Below are 17,737 nucleotides of genomic sequence, written 5' to 3'. Positions count from 1 at the left end.
GTGCCGACCGCTCTGCTCGACCTGGTCCTGCCCGCGCGCTGTGCCGGATGCGGCGCGGCGGACGCCCTCGTGTGTCCCCGCTGCGCCGCGCTGCTGCACGGCGAGCCCGAGCGCAGGACACCCGACCCGTCCCCGCCGGGCCTGCCCGAGTGCTGGTCGGCCGCCGACTACTCCGGGGCCGTCCGGCGCGCCCTGCTCGCCTACAAGGAGCACGGCCGTACGGCGCTGGCCGCCCCGCTCGCGGGCGCACTGGCGCTGGCGGTCGCCGCGGGGGCGGGCGGGCGGCCCGTCGTCCTCGTCCCGGTGCCCAGCGCGCGCTCGGCGGGCAGGCGGCGCGGGCACGATCCGGTGAACCGGCTCGCCACGCTGGCGGCGGCCTACCTCCGCTCGGCGGGGTGGCCCGCGACGGTGGAGAGACTGCTCCTGCAACGCCGCCGTGTCGCCGACCAGGCGGGGCTGAGTTCGTCGCAGAGGGCCGCGAACCTCTCCGGGGCATTGAGGGTTCCGGCCGGCCGGAACGGCCCTGTGCCGGGATTCTGGGGTGGCCCAGGGGCGGTTGTGCTGGTCGACGACATCGTCACCACCGGAGCGACCCTGGCGGAGGCCGCCAGGGCGCTGGGAGCGGCCGGGATCACGGCGCGTCTGGCCGCGACGGTCGCCACGACACGCCGGTGGGAGCGACCCCACGATCGTCACCGAGGGTGAGCGGGCAGGGGAACGGGCCTGTCACCACGGCGTCGGATCTCCCTGTCCCAGGCGGAAGTTCGCCGCTGATGGATGGATATGGGAAGTGTCCATATATGGGTATATCGCCTGATCCTGCGGGGCCCTCCGACGGGAGACCTTCCCTGGAGATCACACAACGTGAGGTTCGGGCGGTCTCCCAGGCTGACATTCGGCCCCGATGCGGATAGCGTCTGTGCCATGGCACCCGCTCGGGTCCGTGGTTGCGCCGGACCGACTCCCTCAGGGGGGCCGGCCTGGCTAGCCGATGCCAGCCGCAGGCTAAACGGTCCACGTAAGACGACTTTTCGTCGGTCGATCACGGTGCGGCTTAGAGGTAAGTCCTGCCTTCCCGAGGAGCCAGATGTTCCTCGCCAGAAGAGAAGGGCATGTAGTGGCAAAGAGCTGCGAAACCCTCAGCAGGCGGATGTGGGGACGAAGACCAGGTCGGCCGAGCGGGTGCCGCTGTACCACCGTCGAGGTTCGAAGGGGGGCTGTGCATGGAAATCATCGTCAAGGGTCGGCACACCGGAGTGAGTGACCGATTCCGAGACCACGTGACAACCAAGCTGGCCAAGATCGAGCGTCTGGACCACAAGCTCATCAGCGTTGATGTGGAGGTGACCAGGGAGACCAACGAGCGGATCAACGGATCGCGCGAGCGGGTCGAGCTGACCATCCACTCTCGGGGCCCGGCCGTCCGCGCCGAGGCCGCCGCAGACGACCGCTTCGCCGCCCTCGACATCGCCATCGGCAAGCTTGAGGGAAGGCTCAGGCGCCTGGCCGACCGGCGCAAGGTCCACCACGGCAACCACTGCCCTCCCTCCGTCGCCGAGCTGACCGCGACCGCCACCGCGCTCGCGGAGTCCGCCGAGGCCGACACCGTGCGGGCGGACACCGGTTCCCTCAACGGGACCCGCAGGCGTGAGGACGACGCCGATCACTCCGAGGACAAGGCCATCATCCCGATCGAGATGGACGGCGACGGCCCGCTGGTGGTGCGGGAGAAGCACCACCAGGCCGAGCCGATGACCGTCGACCAGGCCCTCCTGGAGATGGAGCTGGTCGGACACGACTTCTACCTGTTCCGTGACAAGGAGAGCGGGCAGCCGAGCGTCGTGTACCTCCGGCAAGGCTACAACTACGGCGTGCTGCGGCTCGTCGAATCCTGACGGTCGCGTTCGAAGATCCTCTCCGACCAACCCTAGGACCTGAAACCCGTGTAATCATGGCGGTCCAACGGCTCTGGCCCCCCGAGGAGGAGGCGTGACGGAACCCGACGAAGCGACCCGCCCTGCCAGGCGAGGCGACCCGATCCGCGTGCTGATCGTCGACGATCACGCGCTGATCCGCCGAAGTCTGGAGATGGCGCTGAGCGCGGAGACGGACATCGAGGTGGTGGGTGAGGCGAGCGACGGGCAGGAGGCGATCGAGCTCGCCGACCGTCTCACCCCGGACGTCATGCTCATGGACGTCCGTATGCCGCGCAGGAGCGGTATCGAGGCCGCCCGTGAGATCAAGGCCTCGGTGCCGAGCACGCGGATCATCATGCTCACGGTGAGCGACGAGGAGGAGGACCTCTTCGACGCGATCAAGGCGGGTGCCACCGGTTACCTGCTGAAGAACGTGCAGCTCGACGAGGTCCCCGAGGCCGTGCGCGGCGTTCACGAAGGGCAGTCGCTGATCAATCCGGCCATGGCCGCGAAGCTGATCACCGAGTTCGCCAACATGAGCCGCAAGGAGGCGGAGCGTCCCCCCCAGCTCCCGGTCCCGAGGCTGACGGACCGGGAGATGGAGGTGCTCCGCCTGGTCGCGAAGGGCATGAACAACCGCGAGATCGCCAAGCAGTTGTTCATCTCGGAGAACACCGTGAAGAACCACGTCCGCAACATCCTGGACAAGCTGCAACTCCACTCCAGGATGGAGGCCGTGGTCTACGCGGTCCGAGAACGGATGCTGGAGATCACCTGACGGCCGGTTCCGGCCGGGTCCCACGGGAACCGGCCGGAACCCCGGCCCGAGCGCTCAGCGCATCAGGGCCTCGAACAACGGCGCGGCGAGCCGGGGATCGACACGGTCGACCCGCACGTCGTCGCAGCCGACCCAGCTCGCGGCCTCCCACAGGGCCTCGGCCATCCCCTGGGCGGCCCTGCGCGGGCTGACGCCCTCCTCGACGCCGACCTGCCGCGCGACCAGCGTCGTCCCCTGGCGGGCCGGGTCGATCCGGCCGATCAGACGGCCGCCGGAGAGCACCGGCATGGTGAAGTAACCGTGGACGCGCTTGTCCTTGGGGACGTAGGCCTCAAGCCGGTGGTTGAAGCCGAAGACCCTGGCGGTGCGGGCGCGGTCCCAGACGAGGGAGTCGAACGGCGAGAGCGGAGCCGTGCGGTGGCGTCCCTTCGGCTCGGTCTCCAGGGCCACGGGGTCGGCCCACGCGTTCACCGAGCGCTCGGGCCAGCCGGGGACGCGCACGGGGGTGAGCCCCGCCGAGCCGTCGAGCAGCGCGGCGTCGAGCAGCGCCGCCTCCGGGGCACGAAGCCGGAGGAAGTCAACCAGGTCGGCGCGGGTCGCCACCCCCAGCGCGCGGCCCGCGACCGTGGCGAGACGGGTGACGCACTCGGCGTCGGAGAGGTCCTCGGCCAGCAGGTGGGCGGGCACCGCCCGCTCGGCCAGCTCGTAGACACGTCGCCATCCGGTACGGCGGGTGCACACGACCTCGCCCACGTTGAGCAGCCACTCGATGGCGATCTTGGTGTCCGACCGGTCCCACCAGCCGCCGCCCTTCCTGCTGCCGCCGATGTCGGCGACCGTGACGGGGCCGGCCTCGCGGACCTGGTCGAGCACCTTGTCCATGGTCGCGGGGATGTCGTCCCTGCGGTGCTTCCAGGAGCGCATGTGCCTTCTGCGGAAGGCGTACAGCGGCCAGTCCTCGATCGGCAGGACGCAGGCGGCGTGGCACCAGTACTCGAAGGCGCGGGCGGGCTCGTCCCAGTAGGCCCGCTCGATCTCCGCCCTGCCGACGGCGCCGAGACGGGCGTAGGCGATCAGCTCGTGGGAGCGGGCCAGGACGGAGATCGTGTCGAGCTGGACCGCGCCGAGGCGGCGCAGGGTGGCGGCGACGCCCGCGCGCCGGGCGTCGGCCCCCAGGAACCCCTGGGCGTGCAGGATGATCCGGCGGGCCTCGTCCGGGGAGAGGGTGAGCGTCATGGCCGGATGGCGGGGAGAGAACACGTCAGCATGGCCCAGAGGCTAGCGCGCCACACCGACGAAAATGCTACGCCGGTGTCATCAGGGACTTCGGGGCCCGGGCGCGACGCGCCGTACGGCCTGACTCATCGTCATACAACTCTGCAAAGCGACATACCCTTTAAAGTGAGCACTAGCCTCTATGAATAGGGTGCCGGGAACTCCGCGGACACGAAGAGCGTCTTTCAGGTGGCTGTGTCGGGTGGTGGAACCGCCTACGATGGCAGCGGAGAACCATGACTCGTCCTCATCCGGAGCCGTCCGGCCACGGAAGACCTGCGAGGAGCCTTACCTAAAGTGCCAGCCTTTCTCGATAAGATTCTTCGCGCAGGCGAAGGCAAGCTTCTGCGTAAGCTCAAGCGGATCGCCGACCAGGTCAACTCCATCGAGGACGACTTCATCGGCCTGAGCGATGCGGAGCTGCGCGCCCTCACCGCGGAGTACAAGCAGCGTCACGCCGACGGCGAGTCCCTCGACGACCTGCTGCCCGAGGCCTTCGCCACCGTTCGCGAGGCCTCCAAGCGTGTCCTGGGCAAGCGCCACTTCGACGTACAGATCATGGGCGGGGCCAACCTGCACATGGGCAACATCTCCGAGATGCGCACCGGTGAGGGCAAGACCCTGACCTGTACGCTCCCGGCGTACCTCAACGCCATCTCGGGCAAGGGTGTCCACGTCATCACGGTCAACGACTACCTGGCCAAGCGTGACGCCGACGAGATGGGGCGCATCCACCGCTTCCTCGGTCTTGAGGTCGGGGTGATCCTGGCGAACATGCCGCCGGATGAGCGCCGCAAGCAGTACAACTGCGACATCACCTACGGGACGAACAACGAGTTCGGCTTCGACTACCTGCGCGACAACATGGCCTGGTCGCTGGAGGAGTGCGTCCAGCGCGGCCACAACTTCGCCATCGTCGACGAGGTCGACTCGATCCTCATCGACGAGGCCAGGACGCCGCTGATCATCTCGGGTCCCGGTGAGCAGTCGGGCAAGTGGTACTCCGAGTTCGCCAAGATCGTGCCCAGGCTCCGCAGGGGCACCGAGGGCAAGGACGGCGAGGAGAACACCGGCGACTACTCCGTCGACGAGAAGAAGCGCACCGTCGGCATCTTCGAGTCCGGTGTGGAGAAGGTCGAGGACTGGCTCGGCATCGACAACCTCTACAAGCCCGAGCACACCCACCTGGTCGGCTTCCTCAACAACGCGTTGAAGGCCAAGGAGCTCTACAAGAAGGACAAGGACTACATCGTCGTCGACGGCGAGGTCCTGATCGTCGACGAGTTCACCGGTCGAGTCCTGCACGGCCGCCGCTACAACGAGGGCATGCACCAGGCCATCGAGGCCAAGGAGGGCGTGAAGATCAAGGACGAGAACCAGACTCTCGCCACGATCACGCTCCAGAACTACTTCCGCCTCTACACCACGCTGTCCGGCATGACCGGAACGGCGACCACCGAGGCCAACGAGTTCCACCAGACCTACAAGCTCGGCGTCGTCCCGATCCCGACGAACCGGCCGATGATCCGCAAGGACCAGGCCGATGTGGTCTACAAGACCGAGGACGCCAAGTTCCTGGCCTGTGTCGAGGACATCAAGGAGCGCTACGAGCGCGGCCAGCCGGTCCTCGTCGGCACCACCAGCGTCGCCAAGTCCGAGCGCCTGTCCAGGGAGCTCAAGCGCAAGGGCGTCAAGCACGAGGTCCTCAACGCCAAGAACCACGCGCGTGAGGCGTCGATCGTCGCGGAGGCGGGCCGCAAGCACGCCGTGACCGTCGCGACCAACATGGCCGGTCGAGGCACCGACATCATGCTCGGCGGCAACCCCGACTTCCGCGCCGACCTGGAGCTGCGCGGCCGGGGCCTGGACCCCGTCGAGACTCCGGAGGAGTACGACAAGGCCTGGGGCGAGGCGCTGGAGAAGGCCAAGGAGGCCGTCCAGGCCGAGCACGAGGAGGTCACCGGGCTCGGCGGCCTCTACGTGCTGGGCACCGAGCGCCACGAGTCGCGGCGTATCGACAACCAGCTGCGCGGTCGTTCCGGCCGTCAGGGCGACCCGGGCGAGTCGCGCTTCTACCTCTCGCTTGAGGACGACCTCATGCGCCTGTTCAACTCGGCCAGGGTCGAGATGATCATGACGCGGCTGAACATCCCGGACGACGTCCCGATCGAGTCGGGCATCGTCTCCAAGGCCATCGCCTCCGCCCAGCACCAGGTCGAGCAGCAGAACTTCGAGATCCGCAAGAACGTTCTGAAGTACGACGAGGTCATGAACCGGCAGCGCAAGGTGATCTACGCCGAGCGTCGCCGCGTGCTTGAGGGCGCCGACCTGCAGGAGCAGATCCGCACCTTCGTCAACGACGTGATCGAGGAGTACGTCGGCGGCGCGACCGCGGAGGGCTTCGCCGAGGAGTGGGACCTCGACAAGCTGTGGAAGGCGCTCGGCCAGCTCTACCCGATCACCCTCGGCCTGGACGACCTCCTTGAGGAGGTCGGCGGCCGTGAGGAGCTCACCGCGGAAGTCCTCGCCGAGAAGGTCAAGGCCGACGCGACGGCGGCCTACGACCGCCGCGAGGAGGAGCTCGGCGCCGAGACCATGCGGGAGCTGGAGCGCAGGGTCATCCTGTCGGTCCTCGACCGCAAGTGGCGTGAGCACCTCTACGAGATGGACTATCTCCAGGAGGGCATCGGCCTGCGCGCGATGGCCCAGCGCGACCCGCTGATCGAGTACCAGCGCGAGGGCTTCGAGATGTTCTCCCAGATGCTCGACGGCATCAAGGAGGAGTCGGTCGGTTACCTGTTCAACCTTGAGGTCGAGGTCCAGACCAACCCGATCGTCGAGGAGCAGGAGGAGCACGAGGACGAGGCGATCGCCGAGACCCGCTCCATCATCGCCCGGGGCCTGCGCGGTCCGCAGCGCCCGGCCGAGCTCGAATACTCCGCGCCCGGCGAGAGCGGCGACGTCGAGCACACCAGGGTCAGCACCAAGGCCGAGCGCGACGCCTACGGCAACGTCGAGCGCAACGCCCCCTGCCCCTGTGGCTCCGGCAAGAAGTACAAGCGCTGCCACGGCGACCCCAGGAACGCCGAGGTCTGATCCATCCGCTTCACAGGGCCCGTACGATCCCGTACGGGCCCTGTGGGCTTCTCCCTAGAGAAGGGCCGCGAGGGCGGCAGGCGGCTCTCAGGGGGCCGTCTCGACGTCCGTGCACAGCCAGCGGGCGCCCACGCGCTCAAGCCGCAGCGCCAGCACCCGTGACCGGTCACCGCAGTGCACCAGGACGCACATCTCCACCACCCCGTCACGCGGCTGGGACACGTGGGGGACGCCGGTCCGCGGGGGCCGCGCGCACCGCATGACCCTTCCGCTGCGCGCCAGCTCGTTGCCGGCCCTGCCGGTGAGGTGGGAGGCGACGCTGGAGGGGGGCCTCAGGCCCGCCAGGACCTCGGCGACGGCCTGGCACAGGGCCCGCAGCCGCCTCCCCTCGGGGACCGCGGGTGGTGGCCCCGGCGGCCCGGCCGTCCCCGTCTCGTGGTCGAGGGCGAGGGCGAGCGCGCCCTGGACGTACGGCGGCGCGGCGGCGGCCTTCGGGGAGGGCCGCTCGTCGTCGTAGAGCGGCTCCACGGTGGAGGAGGACGTGACGCGGGGGAGGTGCGAGGGGCGCGGCATGCTGGCTCCGGTTTCTCCTGCGAGGGGCTGACACAGCTAGGAGTTTCCGGTCCTGCCGCCGAATACGTGGCACGCCAGCTTTCCGGCGTCCGGTGGTGTTTCCTCCGTGAAGGGCCCGGAAAGGGCGTGGCGAATCACCCGAAGCTGGAGCGGTGCCCTGCGGTTCCGGCGTCCGGGCCGTCCCTTCCACGGACGACCGGAACGGGTCACGGCGAGGCGGCGGGGGCCTCCTCGGGCTCACGGCCCGGGGTCGCCAGGTTCAGTCTTCTGATCAGCACGGTGAACAGCAGGTAGTAGACGACGAAGTAGACCAGGCCGAAGCCGATGATCAGGGCGAGTTCGTGGGTGTTGGACTTGCCCGCGTTGAGAAGCATGTCGATGGCGCCGCCGGAGAAGGTGAACCCCAGCCTGGCCCCGAACTCGGCCATCAGGGCCATCGAGATCCCGGTGAGCACCGCGTGCACCGCGAACAGCGTGGGCGCGACGAAGATGAAGGCGAATTCGAGCGGTTCGGTGATGCCGGTCACGAACGAGGTGAGACCGGCCGAGAGCATGATGCCGCCCACGACGCCCCGCTTCTCCTTCGGGGCCGCGCGCCACATCGCGATGGCCGCGCCGAGCAGGCCGAACATCATGACCGGGAAGAAGCCGGTCATGAAGATCCCGGCGCCCTGCTCGCCCGCGAAGTAGCAGTTCAGGTCGCCCGCGGCGTTCTTGGTCGCGCCCTGGACCCCGGCGTGGCACTCGGGCAGGGTGAACCAGACGATCGTGTTCAGGAAGTGGTGCAGGCCGATCGGGATGAGCAGCCGGTTGGCCACGCCGTACAGTCCGGCGCCCGCGGTGCCGTGGGCGGCGAGCCAGTCGCCCACGCCCGCGAGCCAGTCGCCCACGGGCCGCCAGAGCAGGCCGAAGACGACGCCGAGGACGAGTGCGGAGACGGCGGTGACGATGGGGACGAACCTGCGCCCGCCGAAGAAGGCGAGCCAGGCGGGCAGTTTGATCCGGTAGTACCGCTCCCAGAGCAGGGCGGCGACGATGCCGATGACGATGCCCCCCAGGACCCCGGTCGGGTTCTGGACGCCGAGGTTGAGCGCGGGCACGGACCGTCCGTCAGGGCCCACGACGGTCAGCGCCACCTTCTTGTAGACCTGGGAGGCCGGGGCCGAGGTGAAGAACAGCGTCCTGCTGACCCGGTCGAAGACGAGGTAGCCGACGAGCGCGGCGAGCGCGGTCGAGCCGTCGGCCTTGCGGGCGAACCCGATCGCCACGCCGATCGCGAACAGCAGCGGCAGGTTGTCGAACAGCGCGCCACCGGCCGCCGCGAAGACGCCCGCGACCTGGTCGAGGAAGAGGTTGTCCGTCCGCCCGAGCATGTCCTCCTGGCCGAACCTGAACAGCAGTCCGGCGGCGGGCAGCACCGCGATGGGCATCATGAGCGAGCGCCCGACGCGCTGCAGGATCGCCAGAGCCGACGCCCACCCCGAAGGGCCGCGCTCCACGGCCGCCGTGCCCATTGCCGGTCCCCCTGCCTGTCGATGGCGGGGGATGTCTGGTATCTACCACCGGGCGCGGCGGATACACGGCCTCAGGGCCGCTCAGCCTTCCGTTCTGCGGGGTACGGCCTCGGCGGGCTCGGGGGTCTCAGCGGGGGGCTCAGCGGGTTCGGGGAGTTGCTCGGGCGCCGCGGGGGAGCCGGACTCGGTGTCGGCCTCCGGCTCCCGGCCCGGCGTCATGATGTTCAGCTTCCTGATCAGGAAGCTGAACACGACGTAGTAGATCACCGCGTAGACCAGGCCCATCACGATGATGATCGGGATGCCCTCGGCGTTGGGGGCGGTGCCGTACAGGACGAGGTCGATCAGGCCGGAGGAGAAGCTGAAGGCGAGCTTGGCGCCCAGGGCCGAGGCGACCGCCAGGGAGATGCCGGTCAGGACGATGTGGACCACGAACAGGACCGGGGCGACGAAGACGAAGGCGAACTCGATCGGCTCGGTGATCCCGGTCAGGAAGGCGGTGAGGGCCGCGGAGACCATGATCGAGCCGACCGCGTTGCGGCGGTGCGGCGGTGCGGCCCGCCAGATGGCCAGGGCCGCGGCGGGCAGGCCGAACATCAGCACCGGGTACAGGCCCGCCTCGAAGCCGCCGAAGCCCGGGGCGCCGTTGTTGAAGCAGATCAGGTCCCCGGCGAGCCGCTTGCCGTTGACCACGCAGTCGGGGACCTGCGTCCAGACCACGTTGTTGACGATGTGGTGCAGCCCGAGGGGCAGCAGCGCCCGGTTGAACATGCCGTAGATCCCGGCGCCCGCGACGCTGTGGGCGGCGAGCCAGTTGCCGAACACGCTCATCAGGTTGCCGATGACCGGCCAGACGAAGCCGAACAGGACACCGATGATCAGACCGGCGAAGGCGGTGATGATCGGCACCAGGCGGCGCCCGCTGAAGAAGGCCAGCCAGGTCGGCAGTTTGGTCCGGTAGAACCGCTGCCACAGCGTCGCCGAGACCAGGCCCATCACGATGCCGCCGAGCACCCGGGTCGGGTTCTCCGCGCCGAGGTTGAGCACCACGTCGGGGACGCCCGGATGGGCCGGGTTGAAGAGCTTCTTGGAGATCGTGTCCTTCAGGGCGGGGTCGAACAGGTCGAAGAAGATGGTCATGCTGACCGCGTGGAAGACGAGGTAGCCGACGAGCGCGGCGAGCGCGGTCGAGCCGTCGGCCTTGCGGGCGAACCCGATCGCCACGCCGACGGCGAACAGCAGCGCCAGGTTGTCGAAGAGGGTCTGGCCCGCGGTGCCGATCACGTGGGCGATGTCGTCGAGCAGGACGTTGTCCGTACGGCCGATGAGGTCGTCGTAGCCGAGCCGCTGCAGCAGTCCCGCGGCGGGCAGGATCGCGATCGGCAGCATGAGGGAGCGTCCCAGGCGCTGGAGCACGCTCATCACGGCGGACCCGGCCGAGGGCGGGGCGGGAGGGCGTCCCGCGTCCGCTGAGGGGGAACTCATCGGACTTTCCTCCAGGGGGGTGGGGATCGCGAGGAGGTCAGGTGCGGCGTGCCGGGGTCTCCAGGACCGTGCGGAGCTGGTAGCGGTCGGCTCGGTAGGTGGAGACCCCGAGCTCGGCGCAGACGTTCCCGGCGAAGGAACGCCGCTGGAGCAGCAGCACGGCGCCGCCACGTGGCAGTTTCAGCAGGTCGGCGTCTCCGGGGTCGGCGATTCCGCCGTCGATGGTCAGCTCACCCGCGTCGAGGATCAGACCGTACCGGCTTTCGAGCAGGGCGTACAGGGACCGGCCCGTCAGGTCGTGGGCGTCGAGGTCGGGGGCGAGGGACACCGGGATGTGGGCCCGCTCGATGCACATGGGCTCGTCGGCAGCGGTGCGCAGCCGCTCGATGAAGTGGACCTCGTCTCCGGGGTGGATGCCGAGTTCCCTGGCCAGGTGCGCGCTGGCCCTGACGATCCTGCGGTCGAGGTCGCGTGATCCCGGTTCCATGCCGCGGGCGCGCATCTCGTCGCTGAAGGAGGTCAGTCTGAGGGCCATCTCGATCTTGGGGCGGGCGACGAAGGTGCCCTTGCCCGCGACGCGCTGCAGCCTGCCCTCGGAGACCAGGTGGTCGACCGCCTGCCGTACGGTCATGCGGGACAGCTCGAAGCGCTGGCAGAGCTCGCGTTCGGACGGGATCGCCGCGCCGATCGGCAGCTCGTTGTTCTCGATCAGGTCAAGCAGGATCTCGCGAAGCTGGAAGTACTTGGGGACAGGGCTGTCCGGATCGATCTGGGCCACGAGATCCTCCCCTCTCGATCTGAGAAGTACGGATGAGTTATGGTTCGTACTGGTCTAGTCCGGACTAGACCACAGGCCGGAAAAGGGTGTCAATGTGCGGACCGGCGACGGATCGATAACGGCCCGATCTCCGTCCGTCCGACCGAAGGATGAGCGCGAGATGACGACCAAGATGCGCAGCGAGATCGCTGAGCAGCCCGCCGCTTTGCGAGCCACGCTGGACGCCCTCCTCCCCAGGGTCGAGGAGGTGGAACGGCTCGCGGGACAGACTCGCCAGCTGCTGTTCATCGCCCGCGGTACCTCCGACAATGCCGCAGTCTACGGCCGTTACCTCGCCGAGGCGCACGCGGGCCGCCTGTCGACCCTCGCCGCGCCGTCGATCGCCACCACCTACCGGCGCAGGCTCGACCTCGACGGGGTGCTCGCGGTCGCCCTCTCCCAGTCCGGCAGGACCGAGGAGATCGTCGAGACCCTCGCCTGGGCCAAGGACTGCGGCGCCAGCACCGTGGCCATCACCAACGGCGGCGAGCAGAGCCCCCTCGCCCAGGCCGCCGACCTGGCCCTGTGCACGCTCGCCGGTGAGGAGAAGGCCGTCCCGGCGACCAAGACCTACACCACCCAGCTCGCCGCGCTGGCCGTGCTCGGACTCGGTCTCGGCGCCGACGTCGACGCCGCCGACCTGCAGCGGGTCCCGGACGCGGTGGAGAAGCTGATCGCCGAGCCCGGCGACCTGGACGCGATCGTCGAGGGCCTGGCGGACAAGCCCGGCGTCGTGGTCTCCGGCCGTGGCCTGGCCTTCTCCACCGCCCTCGAACTGGCCCTGAAGCTCAAGGAGGCCTGCTACCTGCACGCCATGGGCCTGTCGTACGCCGACCTGCTGCACGGCCCGATCGCCGTGGTCGACGAGGACACCCCCGCCCTCCTGGTCGCCGCGGGCGAGGGCCCCACCCTGGCCGGGACCGTCGCGCTCGCCGAGCGGGTCACCGGGGCGGGCGCCTCCGCCTTCACCGTCGGCGGCGGCACCGCGCTCGCCGCGGCCGGCACCGCCGCGCTCAACGGCCCCGACCTCCCCGAGTGGGTCGCCCCGCTCGGCCTCATCGTCCCCGGCCAGCTGCTGACCGAGGCCCTGGCACGCAGGCTCGGCATCGACCCCGACGCCCCCAGGGGTCTCAACAAGGTGACCCAGACGGACTGATCGTCTCGGGTCGTTTAGCCTGGTCAGAGACCGATGACGACTGGAGGACGACATGGCGGCTGACGCCCACGCGATCATCGCGGGACTGGGTGGCGCGGAGAACATCATCGAGATCGAGCCGTGCATCACCCGCCTGCGCACCGAGGTGCACGACGCCGCCAAGGTCGACCAGGCGGCTCTGCGAGCGGCGGGCGCGCACGGAGTGATGGCCGCGGGCAACATCGTCCAGGTGGTGGTCGGCCCGGAGGCCGACACCATCGCCAGCGACATCGAGGACATCATCGGCTAGGAGACGCCGGGCCGTCCTCTCACCCTCACCGGTGGGGGGACGGCGTGGGGCGCCAAGGGGGTGTGATGACCACCGTGCTTGCCCCGGTCGCGGGAGCGGCTCTCGCTCTGCGAGCCGTACCCGACCCGGTGTTCTCGCAGGGCCTCGTCGGGCCCGGGCTGGCGATCGAGCCGTTGAGGGAGCCGGGCCGGGCGGTCGCTCCCATCGCCGGTAAGATCGTGAAGCTCCACCCGCACGCCTTCGTCGTCGTCGGCGACGACGGCAGAGGGGTCCTGGTCCATCTGGGTATCGACACCGTCCAGCTCAGAGGTGAGGGTTTCGAGGTGCTCGCGTCGGAGGGTGACAGGGTGGAGGCGGGACAGCCCGTGGTCGCCTGGAACCCCGCTGAGGTCGAGGCGGGCGGACGCTGTCCGGTCTGCCCCGTCGTGGCGCTGGACGCCGTCACGGAGGCCGTCACCAGGATCGCCGACGGTCCGGTGCGCACAGGAGACGAGCTCTTCGTGTGGACGTGAGCCCTTCCCCGGGGTGTGAGCCCTTCGCGCGGCAGTGGGGCCCGCGAAGACCACGACGATCTCTAGCGGGGACGACCATGGATGCTGCGTTGTTCGACCTGGACGGCACGCTCATCAACTCCGAGCGGCGGAGCCAGGCCATGTGGGCCATGTTGTTCGACAGGCACGGGGTCGGCCACGACCGCGACGTGTTACGCGGATTCATCGGGCGGCGGGGGCGTGACGTCCTGGCCGAGCGGACCGATCTCTTCCCCGGCGTCGCGATCGACGACCTGCTCGCCGAGGTCCGCTCCTTCCACGACCACCCGGGACTGCCCGAGGTCACCCAGGTTCCCGGCGCCGCCGACCTGATGCGCAGGGCCGCCGAGTACGGCGCGCGGATCGCCGTCGTCACCTCGGCCCACCCGGACTGGGCGGACAAGAGGCTCGCCGAGGCCGGGGTGGGCGACCTCGTGCTGACCGTCGTCTCCTCCCGGGACGTGACCGTCGGCAAACCCGACCCCGAGGGGTTCCTGCTGGCCGCGGAGCGGCTGGCCGTCGAACCCGCGCGGTGCGTCGTCTTCGAGGATTCGATCGCGGGGATTGCGGCGGCCAAGGCGGCGGGTATGACATGCGTGGGGATAGCGACGACCCACGAGGGCTCCGAGCTGGCCGAGGCGGACCTTGTGGTCACCGACCTGACGACGGTCGACTGGCCTCCATCCACCATTCGATGATCCGGGCGGTCTAGACCGCCCGGTCGACCCTGCAGGAGGAGCACGTGGCCCAGCGCCAAGTCACCGTTGAGTCCGAAGTCGGCCTGCACGCCCGCCCCGCCGCGACGTTCGTGCAGACCGCGGCCAAGGCGTCCCTTGAGGTGACCGTCGCCAAGAAGGGCGGGGAGCCGGTGAACGCCAAGAGCATTCTCGCGGTCCTCTCCCTCGACGTCCGGCAGGGGGACACCGTGGTGATCGAGGCGGAGGGCGAGGGGGCCGACGAGCTGCTGGACGAGCTCGCACTCATCGCATCGGCTCCATGAACGCGCTCACGGGGGTCGGCGTGAGCCCGGGTGTCGGATCCGGGCCCGGATACGTCCTTTCACGCGAGGTCCCCGTGCCGGACGCCGACGCCCGTCACGACGGTGACGCCGAGGCCGAGCGCGCCAGGGCCGCCCGCGCCCTCGAACGGGTCGCCGCCGACCTGGAGGAGCGGGGGGCCAGGGCGGGGGGCCAGGCCCAGGAGATCCTCAAGGCCCAGGCGCTGATGGCGCGCGACCCGGGGCTGGCCGTCGGGGTCGCCGGGCTGATCGACGCCGGGATGAACGCGTCGAGGGCCGTCTACGAGGGGTTCGGCGGATACCGCGAGATGATCGTCGGCGCCGGGGGATACCTCGGTGAGCGCGCGGCCGACCTGGACGACGTGCGGGACAGGGTCGTCGCCCTCCTTGAGGGGCTGCCCGCCCCGGGGCTGCCCGCGCCCGGTGTCCGGCCGTACGTGCTGCTGGCCCGTGACCTGGCGCCCGCGGACACGGCGGCGCTGTCCAGGGAGGTGGTCGCGGCGTTCGTCACCGAGCAGGGCGGGCCGACCAGCCACACCGCGATCCTCGCCAGGGCCATGGGAGTGCCGGCCGTGGTCGCCTGCCCGGGGGCGGCCTCCGTCGCCGCGGGGACCGAGGTGCTCGTCGACGGCTTCTCCGGCCTCGTACGGCTCGACCCCTCCCCGGAGGAGGTGGAGACCGTGGCGAGGGCCGCGGCGGCGAGGCAGGCCGTGCTCGCGGCGGCCACCGGCCCCGGGGCCACCGCGGACGGTCATCCGGTGCCGCTGCTGGCCAACGTCGGCGGGCCGCGTGACGTGGAGGGGGCGTTGCGGCACGGCGCCGAGGGGGTCGGCCTCTACCGCACCGAGTTCCTCTTCCTCGACAGGACGGCGCCGCCCTCGGAGGAGGAGCAGGTCGCCGCCTATCTCGGGGTGCTCGACGCCTTCCCCGGCGGGCGGGTCGTGGTGCGCACACTCGACGCGGGGGCGGACAAGCCGCTGGCCTTCCTGCCGCCGCCCGGCAAGGAGCCCAACCCGGCGCTGGGCCAGCGCGGTCTGCGGCTCTTCCAGCGGTACCCGGAGATCATGGAGACCCAGCTCAGGGCGCTGGCCAGGGCGGCCGCGCGGTCTTCGGCCAAGCTCCAGGTGATGGCCCCGATGGTGGCGACCAGGCAGGAGGCCGCCTGGTACGTGGCGGCGTGCAAGGAGGCCGGGATCGCCTCGGCCGGGGTGATGATCGAGATCCCCTCGGCGGCCCTGCGCTCCGGTGACCTGGCGGCCGAGGCGGACTTCTTCTCCATCGGCACCAACGACCTGGCCCAGTACACCCTGGCCGCGGACCGGGAGGTCGGGGGCCTCGGCATGCTGCACGACCCCTGGCAGCCCGCGCTGCTCGACCTGGTCCTCGCGGCGGTCAACGGCGCCGCCGAGCGCGGCAGGTCCTGCGGGGTCTGCGGGGAGGCCGCCGGGGACCCGGCCCTGGCCTGTGTGCTGGTCGGGATGGGCGTCACCTCACTGTCGATGGCGCCGACCGCGCTGCCCGCCGTACGGGCGGCTCTGTCGCTGCACACGCGGGAGCGGTGCGTGCTGGCCGCGCAGGCCGCGCTGGCGGCCTCCAGTCCGTCGGACGCCAGGGCCGCGGCCCGCGCCCACCTGCCGGAACTTGCCGGACTCGCCCTCTGAGGTCTTTTCCGTAACGGGGAGGCGCGGCGTGTCGGAGTCCGTGACGCGGATAGCGTGGAACCCATGGTTCGGTGTATTCGCACGACTGGTCTCGCAGTGATCGCGACGATGGTGGCCGGATGTGCCGCGACGGGGGCCTCGGCGCCTGTCAGGGCGGAGAGCCAGGCCGGGAGCGCCTCGGCCCAGGCGGCCTCGCCCTCGGTGGCATCTCCCTCCGCGTCCTCGCCTGAGCCGTCCACGGCCCCTCCTGCGGGCTCTCCCGCCCAGGTCGAGGCCGTGCTGCGGAAGATGAGCCTGGAGGAGAAGGTCGGCCAGCTCTTCATGCCGGTTCTGTACGGCCCGGCCGCCGACACCTCCTCGCCGGAGAACCGCGCCCGCTACGGGGTGGACACCCCGGCGAAGGTGATCGAGAAGTACCGTCCCGGCGGGGTGATCCTGTTCCCCTGGGCGAACAACGTCAAGGGCGTCCGGCAGGTCGTCGCGCTCACCAACGGGCTGCAGAAGGCCTCCCCGAGGATTCCGCTGCTCGTCGGCGCCGACCAGGAGAACGGCCGGGTGTCCCGCCTGGCGCCGCTGGTCACCGACATGCCGGGGGCCTCGGTCATCGGCTCGACCGGCGACCCGTCGCTGGCGCGCAGGGCCGCCAAGGTGACCGGCGCCGAGCTGAAGGCGCTGGGCATCAACCTCGACTTCGCCCCGGTCGCCGACGTGAACATCAACCCGCGCAACCCGGTGATCGGTCCCCGCGCCTACGGCTCGGACCCGAAGAAGGTCTCGCCCATGGTCGCCGCCGCGGTCCAGGGCTTCCACGACGCGGGCGTCGCCTCGACGGCCAAGCACTTCCCCGGGCACGGCGACACCAACGTGGACAGCCACACCGGGCTGCCGGTCATCCAGCACTCCCGGGCCCAGTGGGAGAAGCTGGACGCCCCGCCGTTCGCCGCCGCGATCGGTGCGGACGTCGACGCGATCATGAGCGCCCACGTGGTCATGCCCAAGCTCGACCCGTCGGGCGACCCGGCCACCCTGTCCAAGCCGATCCTGACCGGCCTGCTGCGTGACAAGCTCGGCTTCGACGGCGTCGTCTCGACCGACGCGCTGGACATGGCCGGGGTGCGCAAGAAGTACGGCGACGCCCAGGTGGCGGTGCGGGCCGTACAGGCGGGGGCGGACCTGCTTCTGATGCCGCCCAACTACTCGGCGGCCTACGACGGGGTGCTGACCGCGGTGAAGTCGGGGAAGATCTCCAGGGTGCGGCTCGACCAGTCGGTACGGCGGCTGCTGAAGCTGAAGTTCAACCGGGGCCTGCTGGTGAAGGCGCCGGTCGCCGACCCGGACGAGGCCGAGCGGGTGCTGCGTTCACCCGAGCACCGCAAGGTCGCCCGGCTCATCAACAGCCGGGCCCGCTGAGGGTCCCCTGAGGGGCCCGCCGGCGGGTCCGTGAAGATCGGGGTCAGACGGGCAGGAGGCCGCCACGACGGATCATGGCGAGGGTGAGCGACTGCACGATGCGCATGATGAGGGCTTCGAGCAGAAGAGCCACGGCCTTGGCGACGACCGAGCTCAAGAATCCGGACATGTCTACCTCAAATCACTGAAACACTACTTCGGGGATAATTGCCGACATAG

At 70.2% G+C, this 17,737-nt stretch carries 17 protein-coding genes; 11 read left to right on the top strand and 6 right to left on the bottom strand.

The window, feature by feature from the left end:
- The 3 genes from ACIBVQ_RS07415 (at position 1) to ACIBVQ_RS07405 (ending at position 2,694) form a co-directional block, all read left to right on the top strand.
- Entirely contained in the window at positions 1–705 is a 705-nt protein-coding gene (locus ACIBVQ_RS07415; protein WP_399176240.1) for a ComF family protein, read from the top strand.
- Between the two features lie 518 nt (positions 706–1,223).
- The gene (gene hpf, locus ACIBVQ_RS07410) at positions 1,224–1,895 is read left to right on the top strand and encodes a ribosome hibernation-promoting factor, HPF/YfiA family (protein WP_399176237.1); all 672 of its coding nucleotides are present in this window, start codon (positions 1,224–1,226) and stop codon (positions 1,893–1,895) included.
- Between the two features lie 94 nt (positions 1,896–1,989).
- A complete protein-coding gene (locus ACIBVQ_RS07405; protein WP_184713016.1) occupies positions 1,990–2,694 on the top strand; it encodes a response regulator transcription factor in 705 nt (234 codons plus the stop codon).
- Between the two features lie 54 nt (positions 2,695–2,748).
- Here the strand turns inward: ACIBVQ_RS07405 and ACIBVQ_RS07400 are convergent, their stop codons facing one another.
- Positions 2,749–3,930, bottom strand: a complete 1,182-nt coding sequence (locus ACIBVQ_RS07400; protein WP_352009846.1) for a DNA glycosylase AlkZ-like family protein — start codon at positions 3,928–3,930, stop codon at positions 2,749–2,751.
- 336 nt (positions 3,931–4,266) lie between these two features.
- Here ACIBVQ_RS07400 and secA point away from each other — a divergent pair, with 336 nt between their 5' ends.
- Positions 4,267–7,065 carry a preprotein translocase subunit SecA gene (gene secA, locus ACIBVQ_RS07395; protein WP_362910090.1) on the top strand — a complete coding sequence of 933 codons (2,799 nt, stop codon included), beginning with the start codon at positions 4,267–4,269 and terminating at the stop codon, positions 7,063–7,065.
- Positions 7,066–7,152: 87 nt separating this feature from the next.
- Here secA and ACIBVQ_RS07390 read toward each other — a convergent pair whose 3' ends face one another.
- From ACIBVQ_RS07390 to ACIBVQ_RS07375, 4 genes are all read right to left on the bottom strand, one after another.
- Positions 7,153–7,638 (bottom strand): Rv3235 family protein, encoded by a 486-nt coding sequence (locus ACIBVQ_RS07390; RefSeq protein WP_399176234.1) that lies wholly within the window; start codon positions 7,636–7,638, stop codon positions 7,153–7,155.
- Between the two features lie 206 nt (positions 7,639–7,844).
- Positions 7,845–9,152 (bottom strand): PTS transporter subunit EIIC, encoded by a 1,308-nt coding sequence (locus ACIBVQ_RS07385; RefSeq protein WP_399176232.1) that lies wholly within the window; start codon positions 9,150–9,152, stop codon positions 7,845–7,847.
- A gap of 81 nt (positions 9,153–9,233) precedes the next feature.
- Complete coding sequence (locus ACIBVQ_RS07380) at positions 9,234–10,637, bottom strand: PTS transporter subunit EIIC (protein ID WP_352009842.1); 1,404 nt, start codon at positions 10,635–10,637, stop codon at positions 9,234–9,236.
- A 37-nt stretch (positions 10,638–10,674) separates the two neighbouring features.
- Complete coding sequence (locus tag ACIBVQ_RS07375; protein WP_352009841.1) at positions 10,675–11,415, bottom strand: GntR family transcriptional regulator; 741 nt, start codon at positions 11,413–11,415, stop codon at positions 10,675–10,677.
- Between the two features lie 160 nt (positions 11,416–11,575).
- Here ACIBVQ_RS07375 and ACIBVQ_RS07370 point away from each other — a divergent pair, with 160 nt between their 5' ends.
- The 7 genes from ACIBVQ_RS07370 to ACIBVQ_RS07340 all read left to right on the top strand — a co-directional run bounded on the left by ACIBVQ_RS07370 (position 11,576) and on the right by ACIBVQ_RS07340 (position 17,518).
- Positions 11,576–12,610, top strand: coding sequence for an SIS domain-containing protein (locus ACIBVQ_RS07370; RefSeq protein WP_399176229.1), 1,035 nt, complete (start codon positions 11,576–11,578; stop codon positions 12,608–12,610).
- Between the two features lie 52 nt (positions 12,611–12,662).
- Positions 12,663–12,899 (top strand): PTS glucose/sucrose transporter subunit IIB, encoded by a 237-nt coding sequence (locus ACIBVQ_RS07365; RefSeq protein WP_352009839.1) that lies wholly within the window; start codon positions 12,663–12,665, stop codon positions 12,897–12,899.
- Positions 12,900–12,964: 65 nt separating this feature from the next.
- Positions 12,965–13,411: a PTS glucose transporter subunit IIA gene (locus ACIBVQ_RS07360; protein ID WP_352009838.1), complete on the top strand. Its 447-nt coding sequence runs from the start codon at positions 12,965–12,967 to the stop codon at positions 13,409–13,411.
- 77 nt (positions 13,412–13,488) lie between these two features.
- Entirely contained in the window at positions 13,489–14,127 is a 639-nt protein-coding gene (locus ACIBVQ_RS07355; RefSeq protein WP_399176227.1) for an HAD family hydrolase, read from the top strand.
- A 44-nt stretch (positions 14,128–14,171) separates the two neighbouring features.
- Entirely contained in the window at positions 14,172–14,429 is a 258-nt protein-coding gene (locus tag ACIBVQ_RS07350; RefSeq protein WP_352009836.1) for an HPr family phosphocarrier protein, read from the top strand.
- Positions 14,426–16,108, top strand: coding sequence for a phosphoenolpyruvate--protein phosphotransferase (gene ptsP / locus ACIBVQ_RS07345; RefSeq protein WP_352009835.1), 1,683 nt, complete (start codon positions 14,426–14,428; stop codon positions 16,106–16,108). Before ACIBVQ_RS07350 ends, ptsP begins: the two co-directional genes overlap by 4 nt.
- A gap of 96 nt (positions 16,109–16,204) precedes the next feature.
- Entirely contained in the window at positions 16,205–17,518 is a 1,314-nt protein-coding gene (locus ACIBVQ_RS07340) for a glycoside hydrolase family 3 protein (protein WP_399176224.1), read from the top strand.
- Positions 17,519–17,561: 43 nt separating this feature from the next.
- Here ACIBVQ_RS07340 and ACIBVQ_RS07335 read toward each other — a convergent pair whose 3' ends face one another.
- Positions 17,562–17,687, bottom strand: a complete 126-nt coding sequence (locus ACIBVQ_RS07335; RefSeq protein ID WP_352009833.1) for a hypothetical protein — start codon at positions 17,685–17,687, stop codon at positions 17,562–17,564.
- Positions 17,688–17,737: the final 50 nt, after the last annotated feature.

This window comes from Streptosporangium sp. NPDC049376 (assembly GCF_044466505.1).
In the GTDB taxonomy this organism is placed as follows: domain Bacteria; phylum Actinomycetota; class Actinomycetes; order Streptosporangiales; family Streptosporangiaceae; genus Streptosporangium.
This window is presented reverse-complemented; position numbering and strand designations above follow the sequence as displayed.

Coding starts and splice junctions, on each gene's coding strand:
- hpf (WP_399176237.1), top strand. CDS start 1,224: ATGGAAATCATCGTCAAGGGTCGGCACACCGGAGTGAGTGACCGATTC.
- ACIBVQ_RS07400 (WP_352009846.1), bottom strand. CDS start 3,930: ATGACGCTCACCCTCTCCCCGGACGAGGCCCGCCGGATCATCCTGCAC.
- ACIBVQ_RS07390 (WP_399176234.1), bottom strand. CDS start 7,638: ATGCCGCGCCCCTCGCACCTCCCCCGCGTCACGTCCTCCTCCACCGTG.
- ACIBVQ_RS07385 (WP_399176232.1), bottom strand. CDS start 9,152: ATGGGCACGGCGGCCGTGGAGCGCGGCCCTTCGGGGTGGGCGTCGGCT.
- ACIBVQ_RS07380 (WP_352009842.1), bottom strand. CDS start 10,637: ATGAGTTCCCCCTCAGCGGACGCGGGACGCCCTCCCGCCCCGCCCTCG.
- ACIBVQ_RS07370 (WP_399176229.1), top strand. CDS start 11,576: ATGACGACCAAGATGCGCAGCGAGATCGCTGAGCAGCCCGCCGCTTTG.
- ACIBVQ_RS07365 (WP_352009839.1), top strand. CDS start 12,663: ATGGCGGCTGACGCCCACGCGATCATCGCGGGACTGGGTGGCGCGGAG.
- ACIBVQ_RS07360 (WP_352009838.1), top strand. CDS start 12,965: ATGACCACCGTGCTTGCCCCGGTCGCGGGAGCGGCTCTCGCTCTGCGA.
- ACIBVQ_RS07355 (WP_399176227.1), top strand. CDS start 13,489: ATGGATGCTGCGTTGTTCGACCTGGACGGCACGCTCATCAACTCCGAG.
- ptsP (WP_352009835.1), top strand. CDS start 14,426: ATGAACGCGCTCACGGGGGTCGGCGTGAGCCCGGGTGTCGGATCCGGG.
- ACIBVQ_RS07335 (WP_352009833.1), bottom strand. CDS start 17,687: ATGTCCGGATTCTTGAGCTCGGTCGTCGCCAAGGCCGTGGCTCTTCTG.